The 25251-nt window shown below is 61.1% G+C and carries 24 protein-coding genes; 11 read left to right on the top strand and 13 right to left on the bottom strand.

The window, feature by feature from the left end; all coding sequences use genetic code 11:
- Nucleotides 1–215 precede the first annotated feature (215 nt).
- The 5 genes from FJU30_RS19960 to FJU30_RS19940 all read right to left on the bottom strand — a co-directional run bounded on the left by FJU30_RS19960 (nucleotide 216) and on the right by FJU30_RS19940 (nucleotide 4785).
- A complete protein-coding gene (locus FJU30_RS19960) occupies nucleotides 216–707 on the bottom strand; it encodes a hypothetical protein (protein WP_150436731.1) in 492 nt (163 codons plus the stop codon).
- Between the two features lie 189 nt (nucleotides 708–896).
- Nucleotides 897–1859, bottom strand: a complete 963-nt coding sequence (locus FJU30_RS19955; protein ID WP_150436730.1) for a DKNYY domain-containing protein — start codon at nucleotides 1857–1859, stop codon at nucleotides 897–899.
- Between the two features lie 383 nt (nucleotides 1860–2242).
- A complete protein-coding gene (locus FJU30_RS19950; RefSeq protein ID WP_150436729.1) occupies nucleotides 2243–3148 on the bottom strand; it encodes a DUF808 family protein in 906 nt (301 codons plus the stop codon).
- Nucleotides 3149–3162: 14 nt separating this feature from the next.
- Nucleotides 3163–3438, bottom strand: a complete 276-nt coding sequence (locus tag FJU30_RS19945; protein WP_150436728.1) for a hypothetical protein — start codon at nucleotides 3436–3438, stop codon at nucleotides 3163–3165.
- A 465-nt stretch (nucleotides 3439–3903) separates the two neighbouring features.
- Nucleotides 3904–4785 (bottom strand): LysR substrate-binding domain-containing protein, encoded by an 882-nt coding sequence (locus tag FJU30_RS19940; RefSeq protein WP_150436727.1) that lies wholly within the window; start codon nucleotides 4783–4785, stop codon nucleotides 3904–3906.
- A gap of 104 nt (nucleotides 4786–4889) precedes the next feature.
- Here FJU30_RS19940 and FJU30_RS19935 point away from each other — a divergent pair, with 104 nt between their 5' ends.
- Genes FJU30_RS19935 through FJU30_RS19925 form a run of 3 tightly spaced genes read left to right on the top strand, consistent with a single transcriptional unit; the run spans nucleotide 4890 to nucleotide 6141 of the window.
- A complete protein-coding gene (locus tag FJU30_RS19935) occupies nucleotides 4890–5198 on the top strand; it encodes a carboxymuconolactone decarboxylase family protein (RefSeq protein WP_150436726.1) in 309 nt (102 codons plus the stop codon).
- Entirely contained in the window at nucleotides 5198–5596 is a 399-nt protein-coding gene (locus FJU30_RS19930) for a tautomerase family protein (protein WP_150436725.1), read from the top strand. The genes FJU30_RS19935 and FJU30_RS19930 overlap by 1 nt, the downstream gene beginning before the upstream one ends.
- On the top strand, nucleotides 5593–6141 hold the full coding sequence (locus FJU30_RS19925; RefSeq protein WP_150436724.1) for a DUF4865 family protein: 549 nt from the start codon (nucleotides 5593–5595) through the stop codon (nucleotides 6139–6141). Before FJU30_RS19930 ends, FJU30_RS19925 begins: the two co-directional genes overlap by 4 nt.
- A 43-nt stretch (nucleotides 6142–6184) precedes the next feature.
- On the opposite strand, the gene FJU30_RS19920 is transcribed toward FJU30_RS19925, so the two are convergent.
- The 5 genes from FJU30_RS19920 to FJU30_RS19900 form a co-directional block, all read right to left on the bottom strand.
- A complete protein-coding gene (locus tag FJU30_RS19920) occupies nucleotides 6185–6592 on the bottom strand; it encodes a hypothetical protein (RefSeq protein ID WP_191091652.1) in 408 nt (135 codons plus the stop codon).
- A complete protein-coding gene (locus FJU30_RS19915; protein WP_150436839.1) occupies nucleotides 6571–7887 on the bottom strand; it encodes a phosphatase PAP2/dual specificity phosphatase family protein in 1317 nt (438 codons plus the stop codon). Before FJU30_RS19915 ends, FJU30_RS19920 begins: the two co-directional genes overlap by 22 nt.
- The gene (locus tag FJU30_RS19910) at nucleotides 7884–9644 is read right to left on the bottom strand and encodes a bifunctional alpha/beta hydrolase/class I SAM-dependent methyltransferase (protein WP_150436723.1); all 1761 of its coding nucleotides are present in this window, start codon (nucleotides 9642–9644) and stop codon (nucleotides 7884–7886) included. The genes FJU30_RS19915 and FJU30_RS19910 overlap by 4 nt, the downstream gene beginning before the upstream one ends.
- Nucleotides 9645–9768: 124 nt before the next feature.
- Nucleotides 9769–10368, bottom strand: coding sequence for a CDP-alcohol phosphatidyltransferase family protein (locus tag FJU30_RS19905; protein ID WP_150436722.1), 600 nt, complete (start codon nucleotides 10366–10368; stop codon nucleotides 9769–9771).
- Between the two features lie 261 nt (nucleotides 10369–10629).
- On the bottom strand, nucleotides 10630–11394 hold the full coding sequence (locus FJU30_RS19900) for a hypothetical protein (RefSeq protein ID WP_223881650.1): 765 nt from the start codon (nucleotides 11392–11394) through the stop codon (nucleotides 10630–10632).
- Nucleotides 11395–11747: 353 nt separating this feature from the next.
- Here FJU30_RS19900 and FJU30_RS19895 point away from each other — a divergent pair, with 353 nt between their 5' ends.
- The gene (locus FJU30_RS19895) at nucleotides 11748–12581 is read left to right on the top strand and encodes an arginase family protein (protein ID WP_150436721.1); all 834 of its coding nucleotides are present in this window, start codon (nucleotides 11748–11750) and stop codon (nucleotides 12579–12581) included.
- Between the two features lie 64 nt (nucleotides 12582–12645).
- On the opposite strand, the gene qhpR is transcribed toward FJU30_RS19895, so the two are convergent.
- Nucleotides 12646–13686 (bottom strand): AraC-like transcriptional regulator QhpR, encoded by a 1041-nt coding sequence (gene qhpR / locus FJU30_RS19890; protein WP_150436720.1) that lies wholly within the window; start codon nucleotides 13684–13686, stop codon nucleotides 12646–12648.
- Nucleotides 13687–14226: 540 nt separating this feature from the next.
- Here qhpR and FJU30_RS19885 point away from each other — a divergent pair.
- Genes FJU30_RS19885 through FJU30_RS19875 form a run of 3 tightly spaced genes read left to right on the top strand, consistent with a single transcriptional unit; the run spans nucleotide 14227 to nucleotide 18052 of the window.
- A complete protein-coding gene (locus FJU30_RS19885) occupies nucleotides 14227–15687 on the top strand; it encodes an APC family permease (RefSeq protein WP_223881649.1) in 1461 nt (486 codons plus the stop codon).
- Nucleotides 15688–15711: 24 nt separating this feature from the next.
- On the top strand, nucleotides 15712–16998 hold the full coding sequence (locus FJU30_RS19880; protein ID WP_150436719.1) for a class-III pyridoxal-phosphate-dependent aminotransferase: 1287 nt from the start codon (nucleotides 15712–15714) through the stop codon (nucleotides 16996–16998).
- A 13-nt stretch (nucleotides 16999–17011) separates the two neighbouring features.
- Entirely contained in the window at nucleotides 17012–18052 is a 1041-nt protein-coding gene (locus FJU30_RS19875) for a phosphotransferase enzyme family protein (RefSeq protein ID WP_150436718.1), read from the top strand.
- A 55-nt stretch (nucleotides 18053–18107) separates the two neighbouring features.
- On the opposite strand, the gene FJU30_RS19870 is transcribed toward FJU30_RS19875, so the two are convergent.
- Nucleotides 18108–18512: a nuclear transport factor 2 family protein gene (locus tag FJU30_RS19870; protein WP_150436717.1), complete on the bottom strand. Its 405-nt coding sequence runs from the start codon at nucleotides 18510–18512 to the stop codon at nucleotides 18108–18110.
- A gap of 191 nt (nucleotides 18513–18703) precedes the next feature.
- Between FJU30_RS19870 and FJU30_RS19865 the strand changes: the two genes are divergently transcribed.
- Genes FJU30_RS19865 through FJU30_RS19850 form a run of 4 tightly spaced genes read left to right on the top strand, consistent with a single transcriptional unit; the run spans nucleotide 18704 to nucleotide 24460 of the window.
- On the top strand, nucleotides 18704–19888 hold the full coding sequence (locus FJU30_RS19865; RefSeq protein ID WP_150436716.1) for an ABC transporter substrate-binding protein: 1185 nt from the start codon (nucleotides 18704–18706) through the stop codon (nucleotides 19886–19888).
- Nucleotides 19889–19906: 18 nt separating this feature from the next.
- A complete protein-coding gene (locus FJU30_RS19860) occupies nucleotides 19907–20770 on the top strand; it encodes a branched-chain amino acid ABC transporter permease (RefSeq protein ID WP_150436715.1) in 864 nt (287 codons plus the stop codon).
- Nucleotides 20770–23250, top strand: coding sequence for a branched-chain amino acid ABC transporter ATP-binding protein/permease (locus FJU30_RS19855; RefSeq protein ID WP_150436714.1), 2481 nt, complete (start codon nucleotides 20770–20772; stop codon nucleotides 23248–23250). The genes FJU30_RS19860 and FJU30_RS19855 overlap by 1 nt, the downstream gene beginning before the upstream one ends.
- Entirely contained in the window at nucleotides 23243–24460 is a 1218-nt protein-coding gene (locus FJU30_RS19850) for an amidohydrolase family protein (RefSeq protein WP_150436713.1), read from the top strand. The genes FJU30_RS19855 and FJU30_RS19850 overlap by 8 nt, the downstream gene beginning before the upstream one ends.
- Here FJU30_RS19850 and FJU30_RS19845 read toward each other — a convergent pair.
- The gene (locus FJU30_RS19845; protein ID WP_150436712.1) at nucleotides 24446–25138 is read right to left on the bottom strand and encodes a GntR family transcriptional regulator; all 693 of its coding nucleotides are present in this window, start codon (nucleotides 25136–25138) and stop codon (nucleotides 24446–24448) included. The genes FJU30_RS19850 and FJU30_RS19845 overlap by 15 nt on opposite strands.
- Nucleotides 25139–25251 lie beyond the last annotated feature (113 nt).

Below are 25251 nucleotides of genomic sequence, written 5' to 3'. Positions count from 1 at the left end.
CCCGGGTCGCAAAATAGTCTGCCTGCAACCAGAACCTGCATCCGACAGAACGGCCGGGGAAGATGATTAATGAGCATGGACGAAACAACCGTTACTTCGCCGCAGCAAAAGCCTTCACGGAGGCGATAACAGGATTGGACGCTGGATAAATTCGGGTTGCAGGAAGGCGGCGCCCCGGCGATACATCGCTGAGCGGCAACAATCGCCGCCGTGGGCTATTCACCATTAATGCGCTCAACGATCTGGCGCGCGGTGGATACCAGATAAGGCTGGCCTAATGTTTCAATCATATCCGCCGGCAGATGCGCAATCGTCTCCGCTTGTCCCACCACCAGCGCATTATCGCCGGGCCAGAATAGCGCGCTGTGGGTGGTTTGCAGAATTTTTAATAGTGCGGTCCAGAAGTCGTCATGAGCTGCGGGGCGATTGACCATAAAACTATAGGTCGCCGGACCTGAGGGACCGGGCTCGGTGGTGCAGTAAAGGTCGGCGCTGTCGCTGACCACGCATGGATACGCATCTCCCCCCATCAGGATGGTTTCAGGTTCGCCGCTGGACGGCACCGGGTATTCCAGCGCAAAAAAGTAGCGGTTGTCGTCGATCTCACGCCCCCGGATAGCGTTCTGGAAAGCCGTTTCTACGATGGAAAAAGGGAAAAGAGCCGGCTGCCCCTGTTCAAAAGACTGAAGAAAAATATCAAAGCTCATCGTCATATCCTCCGGAAGTTACAGGATCCCGGTCTGAGTCCGCCATATCAGCAACCTGCTCAGGTAGAGCGGGCAACGACGCCGGGCGTAACCGGCGACGATGATGAGCACGGCAACCGCCTATTCATGCCACAGACGTCGTTCCCGCCAGACGCCCGCATCCAACAAGGGCGGCGCGCCCCATTACGTTTACTTGTTTTTATGGCAGGTCGGCTCATCGCCGGTCTTAACATCGGCGCAATACCATTCGCTGACGCCGTCGGAAATTACGCGGCCATCCACCTTCAGCGCCTTGCTGTTAATCCCTTCCAGCAGGGTCGGTTCAACGCCCACGTGCCAGCTGTATTTCCCGTCGCTGAACACTTGCGCGGACAGAGGCTTGATATTGTTCAGTTTGACGTCCGGCGCGAAAATCGGGTATGGCTTGCCGTAGATGTAGAACCCTTTTTTATCCGCCGCCAGCGTAAAGGCGAGGCACTGGAAAGTCTTCACATCGACATCGTTCTGTTTTTCACCGCGATAATACAACGCGCCGTCAATGTTTGCCCACCCCCAGCATGGAGCATAGATATTGACGCTGCCGCGGTAAGGCAATCGCACGCTGTCGCCTTCCATGAAGTAGTAGTGCTGCTTGTCAAACGCCTGATTCATTCCGCGGGGCTGAAAGCTGGCGGCGTCGGCGCCCGCCAGGACTTCCCCGTCGCGCAGAAAAATATGCTGACCGTCGCTAAAGAAGGGGAAATCCAGCGCGTTAAACTTATCCCGATCCACCTTTTCGGCCATGGGTTTGCAGGAAGCGAACGTGCCCACGTTACTGAACAGAAACACATCCAGCGTGGCGCCCGTCGCCAGATCAAAACCTGCCGGCAGTTTCGTGTCGTTGCAGTAGTAATGGCCATTGGACTTGCCCAGCGCGATTTCATCATTTTTATACACGCGCTCGAAATCATCCGGGCTGGCGTCCGCCAGGGGCTGCGGACTCAGGTTGGCCGCTTTTTGATACACCACCCGATCGTTGATGACCTTATAAGGATATTTTACCTTGCTGCCGGACGCCGGCGTCTGTTCAGACGCCGCAACGCGCTCCGCTGCAGCGCAATAAGCGCCAACTCCCATCGCCGCCAGCAGGCCGGCGAGAACAACTTTATTCATTATGTAAACTTTCCTGATGGTTTTAATACATTTATCACCGGCGAGTCTGAGCCAGCGGCAAGCGCGCTTTATGCCCGGACGGATGGAGACCACCGGTCGCCGCCGCGCCGTAGATCGGTTTTGCTCCCCGCGATATATGCACGCCGCGCAGGGATGAATACGGCCCGACGCCGGCGACCCGGTATGGCATGGGCCGAGAGCCCGATGGTTGAAAAAACCGTCATCCGCGACGTAAAAATGCTGCGCCCGCTGAATACATCGGCATTTCAATCTAAACGTTTATGATTACCCAGACTTTTAAGCAGAGAGCTTACGATGATGCGACCGTCGGAGACGGCATCGCGCAGGCACGGTCAGGGCCGGCCAGAACCGGCCGCAGAACGCTATTTCCGGCGTAGCCGACCGATCATCGAAACCGCGAACAGCACCAGCGCGCCAAGAATAAAACCAATGATCAGATTGGCGAGATTGGACGCCAGCACGGCGCCGAAACCGCCGAATCCTTCGCCGAAGGCGCTGATGGCGTGATGGAGCGCGGGCACGCCGTGAATAACGATACCGCCGCCGACTAAAAACATCGCCAGCGTCCCGACCACGGAAAGAATTTTCATCAGCCAGGGCGCGGCCACCAGTAGGCCGGCGCCGATTTTACGGGCAATGAAGGAGGATTTCTGCTCCAGCCACATCCCCAGGTCGTCCAGCTTGACGATGCCGGCCACGATACCGTAGACGCCGACCGTCACCACGATCGCAATACCGGCCAGCACCAGTACCTGATTGAGCAGCGGCGCCTCAGAGACGATCCCCAGGGTAATCGCCACAATTTCGGCCGAAAGAATGAAATCGGTGCGGATCGCGCCCTTCACCTTATCGTTCTCATAGGCCGTCGTATCGGCCTGCGCCGCCGCCAGCAGCCGCTGCTGGCGCGCCTCGGGGCTATTCTGCGTTTTGCCGTGCTGCAGGCTATGCGCCACCTTCTCTACCCCTTCATAGCACAGATACGCGCCGCCGATCATCAGCAGCGGAGTAATCGCCCAGGGAATAAACGCGCTGATCAGCAACGCGACCGGCACCAGAATCAGCTTATTGATGAAGGAACCTTTGGCGACGCGCCAGACCACCGGTAACTCACGATTTGCTTTAACGCCGCTCACCTGCTGGGCATTCAGCGACAGATCGTCGCCCAACACGCCGGCGGTCTTTTTAGCCGCGACTTTTCCCATCACAGAAATATCGTCCAGCAGCGTGGCGATATCATCCAGCAGCGACAGTAAACTTGCTCCAGCCAAAGTGTTATTCCTTATTATTCGGGTTCATTATGTAGACAACAGGGACAAACCTGCACTTCCGCAACCAGCATAGACGCGCTCCCGGCGCAATCCCACTCCACCCGCACCGGTAGCCCTTCCGCCAGAGAATGGTGAATATATTTGCTGACCGGGCTCTCCGTCATGCCCGCGATCTCTTCGCTGGCGATTAGCGTATCGCCAACGAAAACACGGGCCGTGGCCCGGGACGCCACCCGATGCTCGCCCGCCTGCTGATACAAATGGTTAACGGTTAGTTTAATCGTACTCATCGATTACGTCACTTTACGCCGGATAGAAAAGAGCACGTCAGGCGGATGCCGGTTTCCGACGGCCGAACGGATGTTGGCCAGCGCCGGCCGGCCCAACGCGGTTGATCGGCTCATCATACACGTCCGCGGCGTCGGTTTATCTTACTGAAAATAAAAATAAGGCCCCGCCAGCGGGCAACGGCCCGGCGCGCAGCCCCGCCAGCGCGGATAAGTTTCCGGCCGTTTGCCGGCATCCGGCGCGGGAGGAAAGCGAACGGGCACAGGTCCAACAAATCGCCGCCGGCTGGTTTTTCGCCGGTCGCGCATAGGCAGAATTCGCTGCGCGCGCCGCATTCACGGGTAATGGGCCCATTTATCGAGTCGTTGCGTTTTACGCCGGACGACACTCGGGTCTAACGACGCGATAGCAGTCCGTCGCGCCTGGCTTCGATCTCCCGCGCGGCCATGATCGGACGACGCGCCCGCTCAGATTTGGCGCCGCAGTTCATCCACCAGCAGTTGCTGCAGCCGGACGGTCGCCTCAGGCATATTCTCTTCCGCCTGCAGCAGCGTGATGCCGAGTTCCGGCAGCGCGGGCAATGCCGGGGGCGCCTCGGTGGTCAGCTGTGCGGGCATGCCCATTTTGGAGCGCACGGTGATGCCCAGCCCGGCGCTGACCGCCGCCCAGATACCGCTCAGACTGCGGCTGACGAACGCAATGCGCCACGGAATTTCCGCCGCGTCCAGCTGGGTAATCGCATGGCTGCGGATCAGACAGGGGGATTCGAACATCACCAGCGGCAGCGGCTGACGCCGGGCCAGATAGCTGTCGATCGCCAGCTGCGGGTGACGAATCCATTGCAGCGGCAGCCGCGTCAGAACCGGCGCGTCCGGCATATTCCGCTCGTCAAGCCAGGTGAGCGCCAGATCAAGCTGTCGGCTGTCTATCGCGTGGCGCAGTTCCCCATTGCGGCCGATGCGCGCCGTAATCTGAACGCCGGGCCAGCTGCGGGCGAACGCGCCCAGGATTTCCGGCAGCAGCGTTTCGCCAAAGTCCTCCTGCATGCCAAAACGCACCTCGCCTTGCAGTAGCCTGCCGCGCACCGCCTGCAAAGCTTCGTCGTTAACCGCCAGCAGGCGTTGAGCGTAGCCGAGCAGAATTTCGCCACCGTCGGTTAACTGCAAATGGCGGCCGCGCTTACGCAACAGCCCGGTCCCGCACTGCTGTTCCAGTTTTTTCAACTGCGCGCTGACCGCCGAGGTTGACCGATTGAGCCGCTCCGCCGCCAGCGCAAAGCTGCCCAGCTTCACGCCGGCGACAAAGCTGCGCAGCGCCTCCAGATCGAGCGCGATGGGTCTCTTATCCATAACCATCCCGTTTTACAGGATTATAAATACCAAATATTTCGATTTTTTAAATTATAGCGCCATTCAACAATAGCGTCAGCCCACAACCTGAGGAGAAACCTGAAATGCCACAAATAATAGACCGTGACACTCTGTCCGCCATCGCGCCGAAACTGGCGCAAATCAGTAATGAGGTGCTCTTCGACGATATCTGGCGGCGCGCTGAACTGGCGCCGCGCGAGCGTAGCCTGATCACGCTGGCGGCGCTGATTGCGCTGGGCCGTACTCAACAGTTGCCCTGGCACCTGGCGCTGGCGCAAAACAACGGCCTGACGCGGCAGGAGATTATCGAAGCGATCACGCATCTGGCTTTTTACGCCGGCTGGCCGGCCGCGGTGTCCGCGCTGGGCTGTCTGCCGGAGGAGGAACAATAATGCCTTTCAGCCGCATTTACCTGCACGAAAGCCGCACGGCAGACCAACGGCGTCAGATTTCCGATATTCTGCATCAGTCGCTGGTGGACGAATTCGCCGTACCGGTCGACGACCGTTTCCAGCTGATAACGCCCTGTTCGGACGGGCATTTGATCTACGACCGGCATTATCTGACCAGCGGCCCGGACGGCCGCAGCGACGGCTATCTGCTGTTTCATATCACTGCGGGCAAAGCGCGCAGCCGGGAGCAGAAACAAAATTTCTATCGGACGCTGACCCGGCGACTGACGGACGGGCTGGCGATGTCGCCGGACGACGTGATGATAGTGATTCAGTTTAGCGCGGCGGAAGATTGGTGTTTCGCCAGCGGACATCCCCTGATAACGGAGGCGTTATGATCGCCATGCAGTACAGTTTTGTTTTGCCCGCCGACTACGATATGTCGGTTATTGAGCGGCGCATCGCTGAGAACGGCGCCCGACTGGATGGCTTTCCCGGTCTGGTGTTTAAAACCTATCTCTACGCCCGGCGCGACGACCCGACGGCGCCGTCGCGGGAAAACCTTTACGCGCCGCTCTATCTCTGGCAGGACGCGCCGAGTATGGCGCGCTTTCTCGCCAGCGCCGGCTTTGCCGCCTTAACCCAGGCGTTTGGCCGGCCGCGCGTGCAGAGCTGGCTGGTGGCGCGCGCGCCGCAGGCGGGCCAGGTCAAACCCTGTACGCTGGCGCGCCGCGAGATCGCGCCGCTAACGCCCGAAACGGATTTGTCGGCCATCGGCGCGGCGTCGGAGGGCGACCTGCTGGGCTGGGATAGCGGCGACTGGCGACAGTTGCGGGTAGATTTCCTGCAGCGCCGACCGGCGGCGGACGCTGACGAGACGTCGGCGCAATATTACCGCATCGGTTATGTAGCGACCGGCGATACGCCGAATAAACGCAGGTAATGAGCAAGCCGGCCTGCCGCGCTAAACGGCGGCTGGCCGGCGCTCAAACCGGCCACAGCGTAAATAGCCATGCGCACCATAACAGCACGGTGGCCGCCATGGCGCGCCGCAGCAGACGCCGCGCGCCGGCCCAGCGCTGTATCAGCGGCCGATCGCGCACTTTTTTCCCGCCCCACAGCTGTTGCATCGCCGCATCGAACACCGCCGTCGACGGCGCATCCCTGAGCTGCGTAAACAAACGTTCGTCCAGCCACAGACGCCAGCAGAAATAGTGCGTCAGCAGCGCCAGAGCGCCGAGCCCCGCCGATGACGGCGCGGGCGGCGTCAGCAACAGAGACAATAGCGGCGGCAGCGTCAGCGCGGCAAAGTAGCGCCAGCTGGCTAAATGAATAACCAAAACCCGAACGGCATCCGGCTGATGCAGTACGGCTATCGTTTTCTGTTGTTCCATTGTTCCAGCATCCGCAAGTGTTCATCCGTCAGTACCACCGCCGACCGCCGCTGACGCAGCAGATCGACGGCCTGGGCGACGCTGGCCGCCCGCCGTTGGGCCAGCAGCCAGCCCGCCACCACCAGCGCGCTGCGCGACAGACCCAGCGCACAGTGTACCAACACCGTATCGTGTCGGCTGCTCAGCTGTTGCAGCGCGGACACCGCCTGCGCAAACTGTTCCGCATCCGGCAGCGCCAGATCGAGCAGCGGACAGCAGACATAGGCGCGGTCGCGGGTATCGCGGCCGCGCCAGAACTCGCCGGTCAGATCCAACACCGCCCGTTGCGCGACCGGCCGCCGCGGATAGCTGCCGATAAACATCCCCGCCCCGATCTCGCTGACGGCGTCCAGTCGGCGGGTATACATACGCATGGAAAGTCGCGCCGCCAGCAGATAGGGCAACAGCAGCAGCCAGGCCGAAGGCGACATGCCGCCCGTCGGTTGCTTCTGGAAAACCGCCGTCCCCAGACCGGCGTAACCGAGCGCCACCGCGGCCAGCGCCAGCGCCGGCCACAGCATAACGTAGCAAACGGGCGACAGCGGCGCGATCAGCAGACACAGCCCCGCCCCGCCGGCATAGCGCCAGGCCAGCCGACGGTGCGCGCCGCCGCCGCGGCGCCAGCGCCATCCGCCGCGCACAGGAATAAGATAGCTGACGACCACGCCCGCGGCCACGCCGGTAATCACATCGATAAAGTGGTGCTGCCAGGTGGTCAGCACCGAAACGGCGATCAGCAAAAACCAGGCGCTCAGCGCCGCGCGCCAGCCGCGGCCGGCATGCGCCCAGAAACGCAGCCACAGCAGCCAGGTCAGCATAATATGCAGCGACGGCGCCTGATTAAACGGCAGATCGAACATTTCCAGTTGGTCAAACAACCAGCCGAAGAGCCCGTCGGTGTGGGGCCGGACAAAACTAAACCGAAGCGGGAACAGTAAAAAACCGCCGCAGGCCACCAGCGATGCGGCGATCAGCCGCCACGCCTGGCGCGTCTGTTCGCGCCGCGTGCGGCAGATAAACAGCGAGATACCGTACAGAATATCGATGCTCCAGTACGGCACGATGGTCCACGGCAGAAAAGGAATATGCCGTTCCCAGTCAAACACCACGCTGCCGACGTTCTCCCGCCCGGCGGTAAACTGGTTGACCTGGCCATAGCTGAGGAAAAACAGCGGCGCCAGCAGCAGCAGCCAGAAAAAGCCGCGCCGCCACAGCCCGCGGCGCCAATGGTCCGTCCACGTCTCGTCCGCCGTCATCGGATGCGCCGTACCGCCAGAGAAACCGTAAAAATACCCCACGCGTCAATCAACTGCTGGCATTTTTCAAACCCGGCCTCTTGCACCAGCGCATCCATCTCGCCCTGCGAGCGCACGCGCATCACCCACGGAACGCCGTCCCGGTGGCTGGTCAGCGCCCAGGCGATCATTTTCAACTGCGGATGCCACGGCTGGCCGGTATATACCAGCAGTCCGCCGTCGGGAATGGCCGCCGCCAGCCCGGCCAGCGACGCGCGCACGCTGTCGTTATCCGCGAACAGCTCATACAGCCCGGAAACGATGCCCAGCGTCGGCTTCAGCTCCAGCGCGGCCAAATCGGCGCGGTCAAAGGCATCGCCTTTTTCAAAACTCGCCAGCGACTGCAGCCCGCGCCCGGCGATCATCGCGCGCCCCTTTTCAACGTTCAGATCGCTGTAGTCACGCAGCAAAATGCGCTCAATGCCCTGCTGCTCCGCCAGCGCATCCAGCACATAGCGTCCGTGACCCGCCGCGATATCGACGATACGCACCGGCATCGCCTTTTGCTGCAGCTGCTGGATCGCCAGCTGGATCGTTTGCTGCATATGCTCCTTGCGCATGCGAATGCCTTTCCAGCCGATACTATTCAGATAGTTGCGATCGAGGTAACGACCGAACGCGTTGCTGCCCTGCGGCTGATTGCGGTAGACGTAATCCAGCGTGCTGCCCGAGTCAAAACCGGTGTCAAAGCCCAGCCGCACGCCGGCGGAATATTTACCGATGTTCTTCATGCTCCAGCGCAGCGCGGCGTAATACAGCCCCTCGGGCGAATAGCGCGCAGGAAACGCCGCCAGCATGCGCCAGGCGTCGGCGCCGGGACTCCAGCGATCTTCCTGCGCGTAATCGGGCGGCGTCGGTTGCATGGCGTACAGCCGCTCGATGAAGTCCCGCATTTTCGCGAACGCCAGATGACGATCTTTTTCGCCCAGCGTATCGTGATAAAAGCCGGGCAAAATATGCAGTTCTTTTACCGGATGACGAATCCCCTGATAAAAGCGGATCTGCGGTTTACGGTGCACCACATAGTCGTCGCCGGAAATCAGCAGCTGCGTCGGCAGCCTGATCGCCGCGGAATCGGCGACGATGCGCTCGGCCGTGCTGTACAGATCCAGCAAAATATTGACCGCAATGGCGCGGGTAATCAGCGGGTCGCAGTTAAAACTGGCGACGCGCTCTGGATCGTGCGTCAGATATTTGCCCTTCACATAGGAATTGACGAAAAACAGGCCGCGCAGGCGCTGCTGCAGCGCCAGCCCGCGGCGGGCGAAGGGTACGTACAGTTTCACTTTAAAGGCGGGCGAAGCCAAAATCATACCGCGTATTTTCGGCGCGTAATCGTGCACCCAGGCGGAGACCAGCACCGCGCCCACGCTTTGGGCGATCACCACGATATCGCTGAGCGCCGCCTGGCTCTGCGCGGCGACAAAGCGCACGAATTCATCGACATCGCGCACCGAACGCGCCAGGCTCGGGCTGTAGCCGCGCTCGCCGGGCGAATGGCCGTGTCCGCGCGCGTCCCACGCATAAAACGCGGTGGACGGCATCGCCAGCTCATCCACTATATGTTGTAAACGCCCCGAATGCTCATGGCCGCGGTGAAACAGGACCATGACCCGCCGCGGCCGCTCATCGGCGGCGGGCCAATGACGATAAAACAGCGACACGCCATCACTGGTGGTAAAGGTACTTTCATGAGGGACTCGCGTTGCCTGGGTCATGAAACTCTCCGTGTGAATTGCCGTTGCATTGTTGTAAACAAAACCGGGGGCAGATGACAAATACTTTACTGTTCCGATCAGGCCGCGAATGATGAATATTGCATCAATCGGCGAAAATGTCAGTTCACGCCTGCTGGCGCAGCGCCGCCCGGCAGCGATTAATGCAGGTGAGCAGCGACAGCAGGGCCACCGCGGCGAACAACCAACCCGACCAGGCCATGGCCGCCGGCCAGATCGCGATGCACAGGCCGTAGGCGCCGAACACCAGGGCCCGATCGCTCTTGCCCAGCGGGCCATTGTATTGACGATCGGCGCCGATGGTCTGCGCCAGTACGCCGCAGAATTCGGTCATCGCCGCCAGCAGCACCGCGATCGTCACCAGCCAGGGAAGCGCGAACGGCAACAGAGCGAACGGCAGATAGAGCGCGGCGTCAGAGATAACGTCGCTGGTTTCATTCAGCAGCGCGCCCAGCCGCGATTTCTGATGAAATTCGCGCGCCAGCATGCCATCGACGGCGTTTAACGCCATGCGAACAAACAGAAACAGCGGCAGACAGAAAAACAGCCAGCGCGCGGGGTACAACGCCAGCGCGATGCCCATCGCCAGCGACAGGATCAACGCCAGCAGGGTCACCTGATTGGCCGTCACCCCGCCGCGCTGCAGTCGGGCTAAGCCGGGGCGCAGCAGATTTTGAAATTTAGGTTTGATGTCGTAAAGCGTCATTTTTACCCGTAACCAGAGGTCGTATCAGAGAATACACCGGTCTGCCCGGATCGCCCGATCCGGCACAGTCCACAGGGACGCACTATAACAGAGGCGATCAACCACGATGATTGTTTTAACGGCGTAATGCCTAAAAATACAGTGAATTATCCTTAGATAAACTAAAAAAATATCGTCCGGCACAAACCCGGCCGGCCCCCCACAGCCTCGGGCGCTGATTGCCGCCGCCGCGGCGTTATCGGATCTGTCTGACGTCGGGCATTAATCATCAACCGGCCGATAGCGTTGGCTGTCGGCATCAAGGCGATACTCGATCGTTTTGTCGCCCGGCCCATCGCCCGGCGCGCAGTTCAGCAACACGCGCGAACGATTCTCGCCGTTCTCAAGATTCATATAAATCGGCGTCATAAAAAAACCGAAGCGACAGCCCTGCCGCTGCGGATTCAGCACCTGCACCACCTTGCCGCTGCGCTTATCCAGCACCTTCACGCCGCTGAGCGCGAGATCGCCGCCGCTACGCTGATAAACGCCGATAAAACTGTGTGTCTCGGTCTGCCCCCAGAACGGGATGTCCGGCGTTCCCAGAACAGACGGCGGCGAGGCGCTATCGTCCAGCGACGCGCTGCGGCGCAGGCGCACCGGATAGCGTTTGTCGCCGCGGCGCCAGTGACCGACCAGCTCATCGCCGCGCGCGCTCAGTTGAAACGGGCAGGCCGACATATCGGGAGCGGTTGCGCTCCCGCGGATAATAGAGTTGTCGTAGTCCTGCGCGTTGAGGATTTCGCACGCGCTCAACGAGTCCGCCGCGTACGTGCCATACAAAGGGATCGGGGCGCGCTGTCGATCATAATAATAACTGCCCAGCAGACTGATATAGGGACCAAAACGGTAGCGCTGCAGCGAGACATGTACCGGATAAGTGCCGACCAGTCCGACATAGTTGTTCACCACATACCAGCCCGCCCAGGCCGGCGCCGCCGCCGTCAGCCAAAGAGCGGCGAATATGGCCGGGATACGTCTTATCATTCTGCCTCCAGTGCGTTCAAACGGCGCCGCGCGCCGTCGTTTACGACGATCCGAAATAGTGAAGACGCGCGACAGGTCTACCGCCGGCGCAGGACAATGCGCACCGACGCCCGCTTTCGCGGCCACCCGGCGGATTAAATCACGCGCTCGCTGCTCGTCCGGTTAGCCGCGTGACGCAGACGACAGCCCGGCAGCCGTGTTTCATCCTGGATGCCTCTGCGGGAAGTCTTGTTCGGCATTGAACGATCCGCCGGCAAAGGGATAATCTGTCATAACGTCAACAAACAGAAAAGTCTCTCCCCGCCCCGGAAGAGCTGAGTTATTCGACCCGCCGATAATTTAAGGAATATAGCATGAGGTTAATCTATCCCGAGTGGCAGTGTTGTTCCCATCCTTCGGTGCACGCCGGCGCCAGATGGCTGGCGGCGGCTCTGCCCGACGACGGCGACAGCATCCATATCGCGGCGCCGGAACAGGAAACGTTAGTCAAAACGCAGCAGGTCTACGCCCTGCCCTCCATTGTGGAGCGCTTTCGACAGGCGATGCGCCAGTTGACCGCCCGGCGCCCCGATCGGCTGCAGATGATTGGCGGCACCTGCGGAGCGGAGGTCGCGCCGGTAGCCTGGCTGAATCAACGCTATGCCGGCGAACTGGCGGTTATCTGGTTTGACGCCCACGCGGATTTGAATACGCCGCAGTCATCGCCGAGCGGCGAGTTTCACGGTATGGTCTTACGCACCCTGACGGGGGAAGGTCCGCGGGAGTTGGTTGAGGGCATTGCGCGTCCGCTTGTGCCCGGCCAGATATTCCTCGCCGGCGTACGGGAGCTCGACCAGCCGGAGCGCGCATTTATCGAACGGCGCAACATCGCGCTGTCGCCCGAAATCGATGCGTCGAGCGCCGGGCGGCTGTGCGCGGCGATCCGGGCGGCGGGCTACCGGCGGATTTACCTGCACATCGACGTCGATGTGCTGAACCCGGACAGTTTTTCCGGCGCGCTGATGCCCACGCCCGGCGGTCCGACGCCGGCCGCCCTGAGCGCCGCGCTCAGGCGGCTGAGCGAAACGTTTGAGGTGGTCGGCTCCAGTATCGTCGAATACTGCGGCCGCACGGAACAGAGCAGAGATCAGCTTATCGCCCTGCTTCGAGACGGCGGTTTGCTGCCGACGCCCGGCGCGGCGGCGTAATAAACCGGCGGCGGAACGGCGGCGAAGGCGATGCGGATCTGGCCGGCGCATTGCCCGGCGGCGATTAGTCGCCGCTCGCCGCGCGCCATTTTCCGGGCGCCACGCCATACCAGCGTTGAAAGGCGCGCGAGAAAGCGCTCACCTCGGTATAGCCCAGCAACGTCGCCAGGCCGGAGATATTGATGGTTTGATGCTGCAGATGGTAGCAGGCCAGCTCCTTGCGGGTCTCCTCGACGATCTCTTTAAAACTCTTGCCGTCTTCCGCCAGCCGGCGCTGCAGCGTCCAGCCCGGCATGTTCATTCTGAGCGCCACCTCCTCCAGCCGCGGATTGCCGCTGGCCAGCAGCGATATCAGCTCATCCTTTACTTTACTGACGAGGCCGGACTTCGGCCGATTCAAGCCGCCGATAATCTCCAGACTCTGCTGCATCACATTGAAAAGCATGGCGTTGCACTGCGGCATGCCGTTGTCCAGCACGCCGGCTTTGAAGTAAATGGCATTCATCGGGCGCGAAAACAAGGTATCGCTGGCAAACACTTTGCGGTGATCGTTATTATTTTCCGGCCGCGCGTGCTCAAAATGAATTTCGCACGGCGACCAGTCATCGCCCAGCGCATGACGGAAAATATTCAGAAACAGCGCGATCGACAGCTCCGCGTCCTGACGCCGGTTAACGATGTTGCCGTCCACCACCCGGTAGCTGAGACGACCGATACCTTGTTTTTCCTCATAGCTCACCAGACTATTCTTTTGGTGCACCGGAAAATACTTCACCAGATTGCCCAGCGCCTCGCCGAGCGTCGGCGACGACAGCAGCAGAAAACCCAGCATGCCCAATGACTCCAGCGAGAACTGATCGCCGAACCACAGGCCGAAATTATCATTGCCGGTTTGCTTCACCGCCTCATCGATGGCGCAGCAATAACTGCGCAGGGAGATCAGATCGTTAGGTTTTTGCGCCAGTTCGGTCGACAGCCCGACCCGGTTGAAAATAGTGCGCGCATCGCCGCCCTGGCGGCGGATAAAATCCTCCAGCCCCACCATAACGGTGGCCAGCACCGTGGTTTCAGCGCTGCGGTAAACATTTCCGCTCATCGAATGCATGGTAAACCCTTCATCTTTACGGTGCGTTGCCGCGCGGCAAATCCCTTTTCAGGGAGAACAACGCTAATCAACCGAAAGAGCAAAAAACATGCCAGTCATAATATGCTGAAATAAAAGAAAATAGCCGGGTTGCCCGACACGCCGAATGTTCCACCATGAGGCAACCGCACCAGAATGAATAAAATACGCCGCGTTAACCGGCTATTGGCGCTATTGTTCCGCACAATCAAATTTTTGTCTGATAATGTCAAGACGTCTCCGGCATAAATTCTGATAATCGAAAACACCGGTTATTTATCGTCGGTTTGATAACGTCGGGATAGCTAAATAATAGCGTCGCGGGGCAAACGCTGTCGCATTGAACAACGCGATGCGTCAGGCCATTTACCGGCGAAGCTTATGGATGAATGTTGTAACGCCGGCCGCAGAGGCATCGAATAACGGCGCGCAGCCAGCGCCCCGACATCCGGGTGTATGACGGCTATATAAAGTTTATCAGCAACCACTTTTTTTATTGTGACAGGTTCACAGGAGTATAAAATGAGCGAGTCGACAAGAATAATGACGTCCGGTGAATTGAAGTCATCATCAGGAAAACTGAGCGGAACGCTGGGCGTTACCTCAATTGTATTGATGGTGGTGGCGACCGCCGCGCCGCTTACCGTCATGGTGGCGAATACCCCGCTGATTATTTCAATGGGCAACGGCGCGGCGGCTCCTTTCGATGCCATTATCGCCACGGCGATAATGTTATTATTCACCATTGGTTTTGTCGCCATGTCGAAATATATTACCAATGCCGGCGCCTTTTACGCTTACGTACAGAAAGGACTGGGAAGAATTATTGGTCTGGGCTCGGCCAGTACGGCATTAGTCTCTTATTCACTGATTTTATTCGCGCTGGAAGCCTATATCGGCTATTCCCTCGCTGAATTTCTGTCGAGTTTCTTCTCAATATCTATTCCGTGGCAAATTATGTCATTTGTCGTGGTGGCGATTATTGGTTTTCTCGGCTACCGGCATATTGAATTAAGCTCTAAATTTTTAGCCGTGGCGTTAGTGCTGGAAATTTTAATTGTTCTGCTGGTCGATGCCGCCATCCTTTACCGTCAGGGCGTGCCGGCGGATGCCTTTACCGCCTTTAGCCCGGCCACCATTTCCTCCGGCTCGCCGGGACTGGGTATTATGTTCGCCATTTACTGCTTTATCGGCTTCGAGGCGACGGTTATCTTTCGCGAAGAGGCGCGCGACCCGGAGCGCACCATTCCGCTCGCCACTTATATCGCCGTCCTGCTGGTCGGCCTGTTTTATACCCTTTCCATGTGGTGCGAAGTGATCGGCGTCGGCGTACAAGAGGTGCTGCAGTTCGCCAATGCCCATCCGGCCGACATGTATCTGTTAATCACCGAAAATTACCTCAATCGCGCCTTTGTCGATGTAATGCAGGTTCTGCTGATCACCAGTCTGTTCGCCTGCATTCTGTCGCTGCACAACATTGTTGTTCGCTATCAATATGTTATGGGTCGATACGGCGTGCTGAGCAACCGACTGTCAGGCGTACATCAACGTCACGCTTCGCCGCACGCCTCATCGCTGGTGCAAACCCTGACCTCGCTGGGCATGCTGGCCATATTGATGCTGATTGGTCTCGATCCGGTAACGCAAATCTATGCGTGGGGCGCCACCGCCGGCACCCTGGGCTATATGCTGATCCTGTCTTTAACCTGTATCTCGGTTCTGGTCTTTTTCCAGCGCAATAAAGTCGATCGCCGCCTGTGGAATGTGGTGATCGCGCCGGCCGGCGGACTGGCGGGCATTTTAATTTGTCTGTGGATCGCCGTGGATAATTTACCGTCGCTGGTCGGCGGCGATAACGCGCACGGCGTATCCATCGCGCTCGAAACCATCGTATTGCTCACTTTTATCGCCGGCATCGCCTGCGCGTTATATATGAAGGCATGCCGGCCGGTTCATTATCAGCGGCTGAAAGAGCTGGCCTGATCGTTCATCACTCAAGGAAAAAACATGACTAATCCCTGGTTATTCGGTTACGCCAGCAAGACCGAGGCGCTGAACGCGGCGGAAAAATACTGGAATCCGGACAAGACGCGCTTCTGGCAGGATGAGGGCATCCCGCTGCTGATCGGCCAACGCGAGGGCTATGTACTGCACGATGTCGACGGGCACCGCCTGATTGACGTTCATTTAAACGGCGGCACCTATAATCTGGGCCACCGCAATCCGGAGCTGATCGACGCCCTGACTTCGGCCCTGCAACGGGTCGATATCGGCAACCACCATTTCCCGGCGCCGCTGCGCACCCGGCTGGCGGAAACGCTGCTGAGCACCGTACCGCAAGAAATGTGCCGCGTCGCGTTCGTCACCTCCGGCAGCGAGGCTATCGATCTGGCGATCAAGAGCGCCCGCTACGCAACCGGCAAACGCGTCATTGTCTCGATCCAGAAGGCCTACCACGGCCACACCGGTCTGGCCGTCGCCACCGGCGACGCGCGCTTCGCCAAAATATTCAACGCCGAACGACCGGATGAGTTCAGGCAGGTGCCGCTTAACGATATCGACGCTATGGCCGCCGCGCTGGCGGCCGGCGATATCGCCGCGGTGATCATGGAGACTATTCCGGCGACCTATGGCTTCCCGATGCCGGCGCCGGGCTATCTGGCCGGCGTAAAGCAGCTGTGCGAACGGCACGGCGCGCTGTATATCGCCGACGAAGTGCAAACGGGGCTGATGCGTACCGGGGAACTGTGGGCGATCGCCAGACATAACGTGACGCCGGATATTCTGGTCACTTCGAAAGGGCTCGGCGGCGGCATCTATCCTGTGGGCGCGTTGATCATGCGCGATGCGCCCGGCGCGTGGCTGGACAAAGACGGTTTCGCCCATATGTCGACCTTCGGCGGTTCGGAGCTAGGCTGCGCCGTGGCGCTGAAGGTACTCGAAATCACCCTGCGTCCCGCCACCCGTCAACGCGTGGCCGACAACAGCGCGGCCTTTACCCGCGGCCTGCGGGCCATACAAAACGCCAACCCGGACTGGTTTTGCGCCATCCGCCAGGCCGGCCTGATTTTCGGCCTGCAGTTCAACCATCCGCAAGGCGCTAAACCGGTGATGAGCGAGCTGTATAAACAGGGAATCTGGGCGATATTCTCAACGCTCGATCCTTCCGTGCTGCAATTTAAACCCGGCCTGCTGCTGAGCGAGGCCGACGTGGCCGACATTCTGCGTCGGCTGGCGGCGGCGATAGAAACCACCGGTGCGGCGTTCCGCCTCGGTCAACTTTCCGTTCAATAAGGGGGGATGGAAAATGCGTCAAACGACCTGTGCGCCGGCCGCGCCCGCCGTCTGGGATTGGCACAATAACATTGGCCCGCTGCTGGCGTACTATGGCCTGCCGGCCGACAGTAACAGTACGTTGATTAGCTTCTCTGAAAACGCCACCTGGCTGGTCGAGCGGCCCGATACGGCGCACAAAAGCATTATCCGGCTGAGCCGGCCGGGCTACCGCAGCTATGCGCAGATCGCCAGCGAGCTGGCGTGGATCGCCAGGGTACGTCAGTTTGTTCAGTCGACGGCCGCCGGCTTCAGCACGCCTGCCGTTATCGCCAACCGCGCGGGCGAGGCGATTACGCGCTACCGCGACGAGTACGGCAGAGAGCAGTATGCGGTAATGTTCGAGTTTATCGCCGGACGGCAGCCGGCCGTCACCGACCTGCGCGACGTCTTCGCCCGGCTCGGCGAAATCTCCGCCCTGCTGCACCGCTACACGGTTGACGACCTCGGTCCTGCGTTTAGCCGTCCCGACTGGAACATTGAGGTGGCCATCGGCGTCGAGGGCATGTGGGGATGCTGGCGTCATAATCCCGAGGTCAACGGCGACGTATGGCGGCTGTTCGCCCGGGCGGAAGAAAAACTGCGGCGCGAGCTGGGCGCCTGGGGCCGGGGGACGAACCAATGGGGTCTGATCCACGGCGACCTGCGGCAGGCCAATCAGTTGATGACGCCGGAAAGTCTGTACATTATCGACTTCGACGACTGCGGATTCGGCTGGTATCTGTACGAGCTGGCCTGTTCGCTGACGCTGATCGAACATCAGCCTGAGACGCCGTACTACGTAGCGAGATGGATTGCGGCCTACCGGCGGATTCGACCGCTGGCGGCCACGGATATCGCGCTCATCCCGGCGCTGGTGATCATGCGCCGTCTGCTGATGGTCGGCTGGTTCGCCACCCATCAGCACAGCTTCGAGGCAGAGATTAAACGACTGCGCGCCTGCTTTGTCGATGATACCGTTGAACTGGCCAGACGCTATCTGACCGATAGCTATCTGACCGACCTGCCGGAATAAAGCAACGCATCAATCGCCCGGCCAGCCCGCCGCGGGGACACCCTCCCCAGCGGGCTTATTCCGCCGACTGCCCTACCTCCGAGACCAGTATCCACTCGGCGCTGTCGTTCCAGACATCCATACGCGTGATCTTGCCCGCCCGCACTTCGAAGCGATCGAGGTAGCGGTTGCCGCTGAATGAACGGCCGTCCGGCCATTCGCCGTACAGCGTGCCGTTCGAATAGACCACGACATGATCGCCGCGATCCATCCAGTCAAACTGGCCGAGCTGCTTCTTCACCCAGCGATAGCGCCCGGCGTTAAACGCGGTGATGGCCCGAGTGTCGGCCATCACCCGTTTGCCGGTAAAGGTAATGCGGACGTCCTGCGCCATATAGCTGGCCGCGCGCACCGGATCCGGCGCCATCGATGCGTCCAGAAATGCCTGCACGATGGCGACGGCCGGATGTTCACTGTTCATTACTGACCTCCCGTTTGGTTGATAAACGTCGGATGCCCCCGCAGCGCGCAGAAGGCACCAAAATAGCGCAAAGAATGCGCCGTCGATCGCCGCAAATGCGCGCCCACGGCGGCAAATGCAAGAAATAGCAAACTGGCATTCAAATTGCTAGAAATAAAATAAATATTGCTAGCAACCTGTGAGGAATGATGATGAAAAGCGTCCGTCAACCGCGTCAATGGCTGTACCGCCTGGCCGCCGCCGCCCTGAGCGCCACGGCGTGCCTGGCCAGCTACGCCGCCGAACCGCCGATAAAAATAGGCCTGGTGGCCGCGTTATCCGGACAATCGGCCAAATCCGGCGAAGCCCTGACGCGGGGGTTAACCGTCGCCATCAACGAAATCAACGCCGCCGGCGGGGTAAAAGGCCGCCAGCTGGAACTGGTGCGCCGCGATGACGAAAGCAACCCGGGCAAAGGAATGCTGGCCGCGCGCGAGCTGATCCAGCGCGAAAAGGTGGCCATGCTGTTCGGCGGGCTGGATACGCCGGTATCGCTGGCCATCGTGCCGCTGGCTAATCAACTGAAAATGCCGTTTATGGGGATTTGGGCGGCCGGCACCGGCATTACCCATAACGGCGCGCAAGAGAATTACGCCTTCCGCGTTTCGGCGGTGGACGAACTGGTGGACGAGGCGCTGATCAACTATGGCGTCAATAAAACCGGTATGAAAAAACCGGGCATGATTCTGGTCAACAACCCGTGGGGCGAATCGAATGAGAAAGGTTTCCGCGTCGCGCTGGAAAAACGCCAGTTGCCGATCGCCGGCGTGGAGCGGATTGAGGACAGCGATGTGGATCTGGTGCCGCAGCTGACGCGTCTGAAGAATGCCGGCGCGGATACCCTGCTGATGGTCGGCAACGTCGGACCTTCCGCCCAGGTGGTGAAATCGCTGCACAAAATGGGCTGGCAGGTACCGGTGGTGTCCCACTGGGGACCCGCCGGCGGCCGCTTCAGCGAGCTGGCCGGACCGGGCGCCGGGCGCGTCACCTTTATTCAGACGTTTGTCTTTACCGATCGCAACACGCCGAAAGGCGATGCGGTGCTGAACGCGCTGAAACAACAGTATCCGGCGATTAAAACGCTGGCCGACGTTACTCCGGCGGTAGGCATCGCCAACGCCTACGATGCGATGCATCTCGCCGCGCTGGCGATGGAAAAAGCCGCCGGTCTGGACGGCCCGGCGATACGCGCAGGATTCTATCAGATCGACGATTATCAGGGTCTGATCAAACACTATCGCCAGCCGTTTAGCGCACAACAGCACGACGCGCTGGGACCCGATGATTATGTTTTCGCCCACTTTGTCGGCGAACAGATCGTTCCCGTTACCCCCTGAGTATGGCGGAGCCTGAGCATGTGGAGCACAGCTTTATCGACCGGTTTGAGCCTCGGCAGTATGTACGCGCTGCTGGCGCTCGGCTTTCATATTACCTGGATCGTCTCGCGTACGGTCAACTTCGCCCAGGGCAGCGCGATGATGGTCGGCGCCACCGTCGGCTATTCGCTGTCCGTCACCTGGGGCTGGCCGCTGTGGCTGGCCGTGCCGGCCACGCTGTCGTTCTGCGCGTTCTTTGGCCTGCTGGTGGAACGGCTGCTGATCCGGCCGTTCCACAGTCGCGGCTCCGACGCCTGGCTGATGGCCACCGTGGCGGGCGGCATTCTGGTGGATAACATCGCGATGTTCACTTTCGGCAAGGAACCGCGTCAGTTCCCGGTCGGCGATCTGCGCTTTTCGCTGTTCGGACACCCTATCGCGCTGATGAGTCTGCTGATCCCGCTGTGCGGGCTGGCCATCGTGCTGCTATTGACGCTGACGCGTCGTTACAGCCGGATCGGCAAGGTGCTGGAAGCCTGCGTGCAGAATGCCTGCGCCGCGCAGTTGATGGGCATCCGCGTCAGCCGGGTGATCGCCGCCGCGTTCGCCGTTTCGGCGGTGTTCGCCGGTCTGGCCGGTTTGCTGATCGCCCCGCTGTTCAATATCAACAGCGACATGGGCACCCTGTTCGGCCTGAAGGCCTTCGCGGTCGCCATCCTCGGCGGGCTGACCAACGCCAGCGGCATTTATATCGCCGGTCTGCTGTTCGGCGTCACGGAGGCCGTCATCACCCTCTATTTCGGGTCCGCCTTCACCCAGATGTTCACCTTCTCGCTGGTGATTCTGGCGCTGGCGCTGCGCCCTGACGGCCTGTTCGGGCGAAAAGTACGGATAAAAGTATAATGAAAAAAATCACTGTGAATCAGGCCGGGATGGTGCTGCTGGGGCTGGCCGCGTTTCTGCTGCCGTTCTGGCTCGGCAGCTATGCCCTGCTGGTGATGTCGCTGTGCGCGCTGGCGGTGGTGGCGGCGGTCGGCCTGAACATTCTGATCGGCCTGAGCGGCCAGATTTCGTTTGGTCACATCGCGTTTTACGCCATCGGCGCCTATCTGTCCGCCGGACTGACCCTCGCGGGCGTGCCGCTCGGCCTGGCGCTGCCGATCGCCGCGCTCAGCGCCGGACTGCTCGGCGCGCTGCTGGCGATCCCGGCGTTGCGGGTCAGCGGCCCCTGGCTGGCGATGATTACCATCTCCTTCGCGCTGGTGGTGCGCCATATTCTGATCGAATGGCGTACGGTTACCGGCGGCGCCAACGGTCTGATGGGCATACCGCTGCCCGATTTCGCCGGACTGGACCCGACCATTGGGCTGGCGCTGTGCTGCGGCGCGCTGATGATGGCCGCGCTCGGCTTCTATGCGCGGCTGTACGGCAGCTCGTGGGGGCTGGCGATGCGCGCGGCCAAATCCAGCGAGATCGCCGCCCGCTCGCTCGGCTTTAACCCGACCTGGACCAAAACGCTGGCCTTCGCCCTGTCGGCGATGCTGACCAGCGCCGCCGGCGCGCTGGTCGCCCCGCTGCTGATGTTTATCAACCCCGACTCGTTTCCCTTCTCCCAGTCGATCCTGTTCGTACTGGCGGTGGTGGTGGGCGGCAGCTCCACCCTGCTCGGCCCGGTGCTCGGCGCCCTGCTGATCGTGGTGCTGCCCGAACTGCTGTCCGGCTTCGCCGAATACCGGCTGCTGATTTTCTCCCTGCTGCTGCTCGGCGTGCTGTGGCTGACGCCCAGGGGCATTCTCGGCAGTCTGACGCGTTGGCTGGTCAGGCCGGACGCGCGCCTGGCGCCCGAACAGCCGGACGACGCCCTGCTGCAGCGCCACTTTCAGCGTAGCCGGCCGGCGCTGACGGTCAGCGAGATCGGCATTCGCTTCGGCGGCGTGCAGGCGGCCAGCGGCGTCAGCTTTCGCGTCGAGCCGGGTCAGGTACTCGGCCTAATCGGCCCGAACGGCGCGGGCAAGACCACGGTGCTCAATATGATCAGCGGCTTCTATCGCGCCGACAGCGGCGCCATCCGGCTGGATGAGGCTCTGCACGGCGCGCCGCAGTGGAAAATCGCCCGCGCCGGCATCGCCCGCACCTATCAAACCACCCAGCTGTTCGGCGAACTGAGCGTGCTGGACAATCTGCTGGTGGCGCTGCAGGGCGGCCGTCTCGGCCGGCCGTGGCGCCGTCCGGGCGAAGCGCCGCAGCAGCTGGCGCTCGCGCTGCTGGCGCTGGTCGGCTACCGCGGTTCGGTGCTGCGGCCGGCCGACGATTTGCCGCACGTCGACCGCCGTCTGGTGGAGATCGCCCGCGCGCTGGCGCTCAATCCGGCCGTATTGCTGCTCGACGAACCGGCCGCCGGGCTGAGCCGCGAAGAGACCGATCGGCTGGCCGTGCTGCTGCGCCGGCTGGCGCAGTTTGGTCTGGCGCTGGTGCTGGTCGAACACGATATGCCGCTGGTGATGGCGGTATGCCACCATATTCAGGTGCTGGACGCCGGTAAACCGCTGGCGTACGGCACGCCGACGGAGATTCAACGCCATCCGCAGGTGATCAACGCCTACCTGGGGGGCACCGGCTATCGCGCGCCGCCGCGCCGCACGCCGCTGCAAACCTCGCACGAACCGGTACTGGTGGTGCATAACCTGAGCATCGACTACGGCGCCGCGCCGGTGGTCGACAAAGTGAGCTTCAGCGTCAATCCGGGGGAAACCGTGGCGATCCTCGGCGCCAACGGCGCAGGCAAATCCAGCATCATGAACTGCCTGGCCGGCCTGCGCCCGGCCGGCGGCGGCCGCATCTATCTCAACGATATCGCCATCCATGAAGCGGACGCCAGCCGCATCGCCGGCATGGGGCTGGCGCTGGTGCCGGAAGGACGCCAAATGTTCGGCCAGCTGTCGGTGCTGGATAATTTATTGCTCGGCGGCTACGCCTGCCCCGACGCCGGCGAACGACAGCGCGCGATTGAGCAGATACTGCAGCGCTTCCCGCGCCTGCGCGATCGTCTGCACAGCCCGGCCGGACTGCTTTCCGGCGGCGAACAGCAGATGGTGGCCATCGGCCGCGGGCTAATGTCGCGACCAAACATCCTGCTGCTGGATGAACCGAGTCTCGGCCTGTCTCCCGGCATGATCGGCGAACTGTATGATGCGCTGGCCACGCTGCGCGACGAGGGCGTGACGCTGCTGCTGGTCGATCAGATGGCGAACCTGGCGCTGGAAATCGCCGATCGGGCGCTGGTGCTGGAATCCGGGAAAATCGTCAGCCAGGGCGAAGCCCGTCAGCTACAGGCCGACGGCTCGCTGCTGGCCGCTTACTTAGGAGAAACCGTCGATGTCTGACACACTCACGCTGCTTAACGCGCGCCTGGCGCAGGATAGCGACCGGCTGCACACGCTGCATATCGCCGCGGGGCGCTTTGTCGCCGCGCTGGACGGCGCGCCGACGCGGGATCTCGGCGGCAAGCTGGTGCTGCCCGGCCTGATTGAAACGCATATTCACCTGGATAAGGCCTGCATTCTGGCGCGTTGCGAGCTGCGCGACGGCACGCTGGAAGAGGCCATTCGCACCACCAGCGCGGCGAAGGCGGACTTTACCGAAGAGGACGTTTACCGGCGCGGCGCCGCCATTATCGAACAGGCGATTATGCAGGGCACCAGTTGGATGCGCCCCCATGTCGAAATCGACCCGCTTATCGGTCTGACCGGCTTTCGCGCCGTTAAGCGGCTGCGCGACGATTACCGCTGGGCCATCGACCTGAGCATTTGCGTGTTTCCGCAGGAAGGGCTGCTGAATAATCCGGGGACCGAAGCGCTGCTGTGCGCGGCGCTGGCGGACGGCGCCGATCTGCTCGGCGGCTGCCCCTACACCGACAGCGATCCGCCGGGCCAGCTGCGCCGACTGTTCGAACTGGCGCAGGAATGGCGGGTGGATCTCGATCTGCATTTCGATTTCGATCTGCGCCCCGATACCCGCATGCTGGAAGCGGCGATCGCCGAAACCCAGCGCGCCGGCATGGCCGGCCGGGTGACGCTCGGCCACGTGACCCGCTTGTCCACGCTGGACAAACCGACGCTGCTCGATCTGGCGCGGCGGCTGGCCGCGGCCGGCATCCATATCACCGCCCTGCCGGCGACCGATCTGTTTCTCACCGGGCGCGACCATTTTTGCAATAAACCGCGCGGCGTGGCGCCGCTGGCGCTGCTCGATGAGTGCGGCGTCACCTGTTCGCTCTCCAGCAACAATATCGGCAATCCGTTCACGCCGTTCGGCGACGCCTCGCTGGTGCGCCAGGCTAATCTGTTCGCCAACGTCGGTCAACTGGGCACGCCGGCGGATATGTTGCGCTGTCTGGCGTGGATTTCCACCCAGTCGGCGCGCCTGATGCGGCTGACCGACTACGGCCTGACGCCGGGCTGTCGGGCGGATTTTGCGGTGTTTGACGTACGGCAGGCCAGCGAGGTAGTGGCGGGCATCGCGCCGCCGGTGATGGGATTCAAAGCCGGCCGGCAAACTTTTGAACGCCCGGCGGCGCGTTTACTCCACCAGTAGCGCCTGACGCAGCGACAGCTCGTCGGCGTCGTACTCGGCCAAATCCAGCTGCTGTTCCAGCGCGTTCAGGTGATCGATCATGATCGCCTGGGCGCGCGCATTATCGCCGGCGTGCAGCGCCTCAATAATCTGACCGTGTTCGGCGCACTGGCAGGCCGGGGTATCGTTGCGCTGGTAGAGCGCGACGATCAGCGAACTGCGCACCATCAAATTGGCGAGAATTTCGCCCAGCACCTTATTATCGCCGATCTGCGCCAGCAGCAGATGAAACTGACTCAGCTCGCGCACGATATTGCGCCGGTCATCCTGATGCGCGGCCAGCCGTTCGGCCTGCTGCTGCGCATCGATATCGGCCGCGTAGCGCGCCATGCCGGCCGGCGTGATGCAGGCGACGATGGCGCTCTCAATGGCCCGGCGCGCGATAAAGATTTCTCTGGCTTCCTGAGCCTCGGGGCGGGCGACCATCGCGCCGCGATTCGGCTCGATGGTGACAATATGCTGCAACGCCATTCGCTGCAAAGCGGCCTGCACATGATTGCGGTTGGCCTGCAGGACATCGACAATCTGCGCTTCGATCAATCGCGTTCCCGGCTTCAGGCGATGTTGAGCAATCGCAATCGACAGCGCATCGACAATGCGCTGAACTTCACGTTGCTTTGCGGTAACGCCTCTGGTCATCACTTACCTCAATGAATGGTGATTACGGAGCCTGGCGGCGACACAGCAAATCATAACATTAAACGCGCCGATGTAAGCAGATCGGACGTTCGCCCGCCGGCCTGTTTTCGCCG

Source organism: Affinibrenneria salicis (genome assembly GCF_008710095.1).
This window is presented reverse-complemented; position numbering and strand designations above follow the sequence as displayed.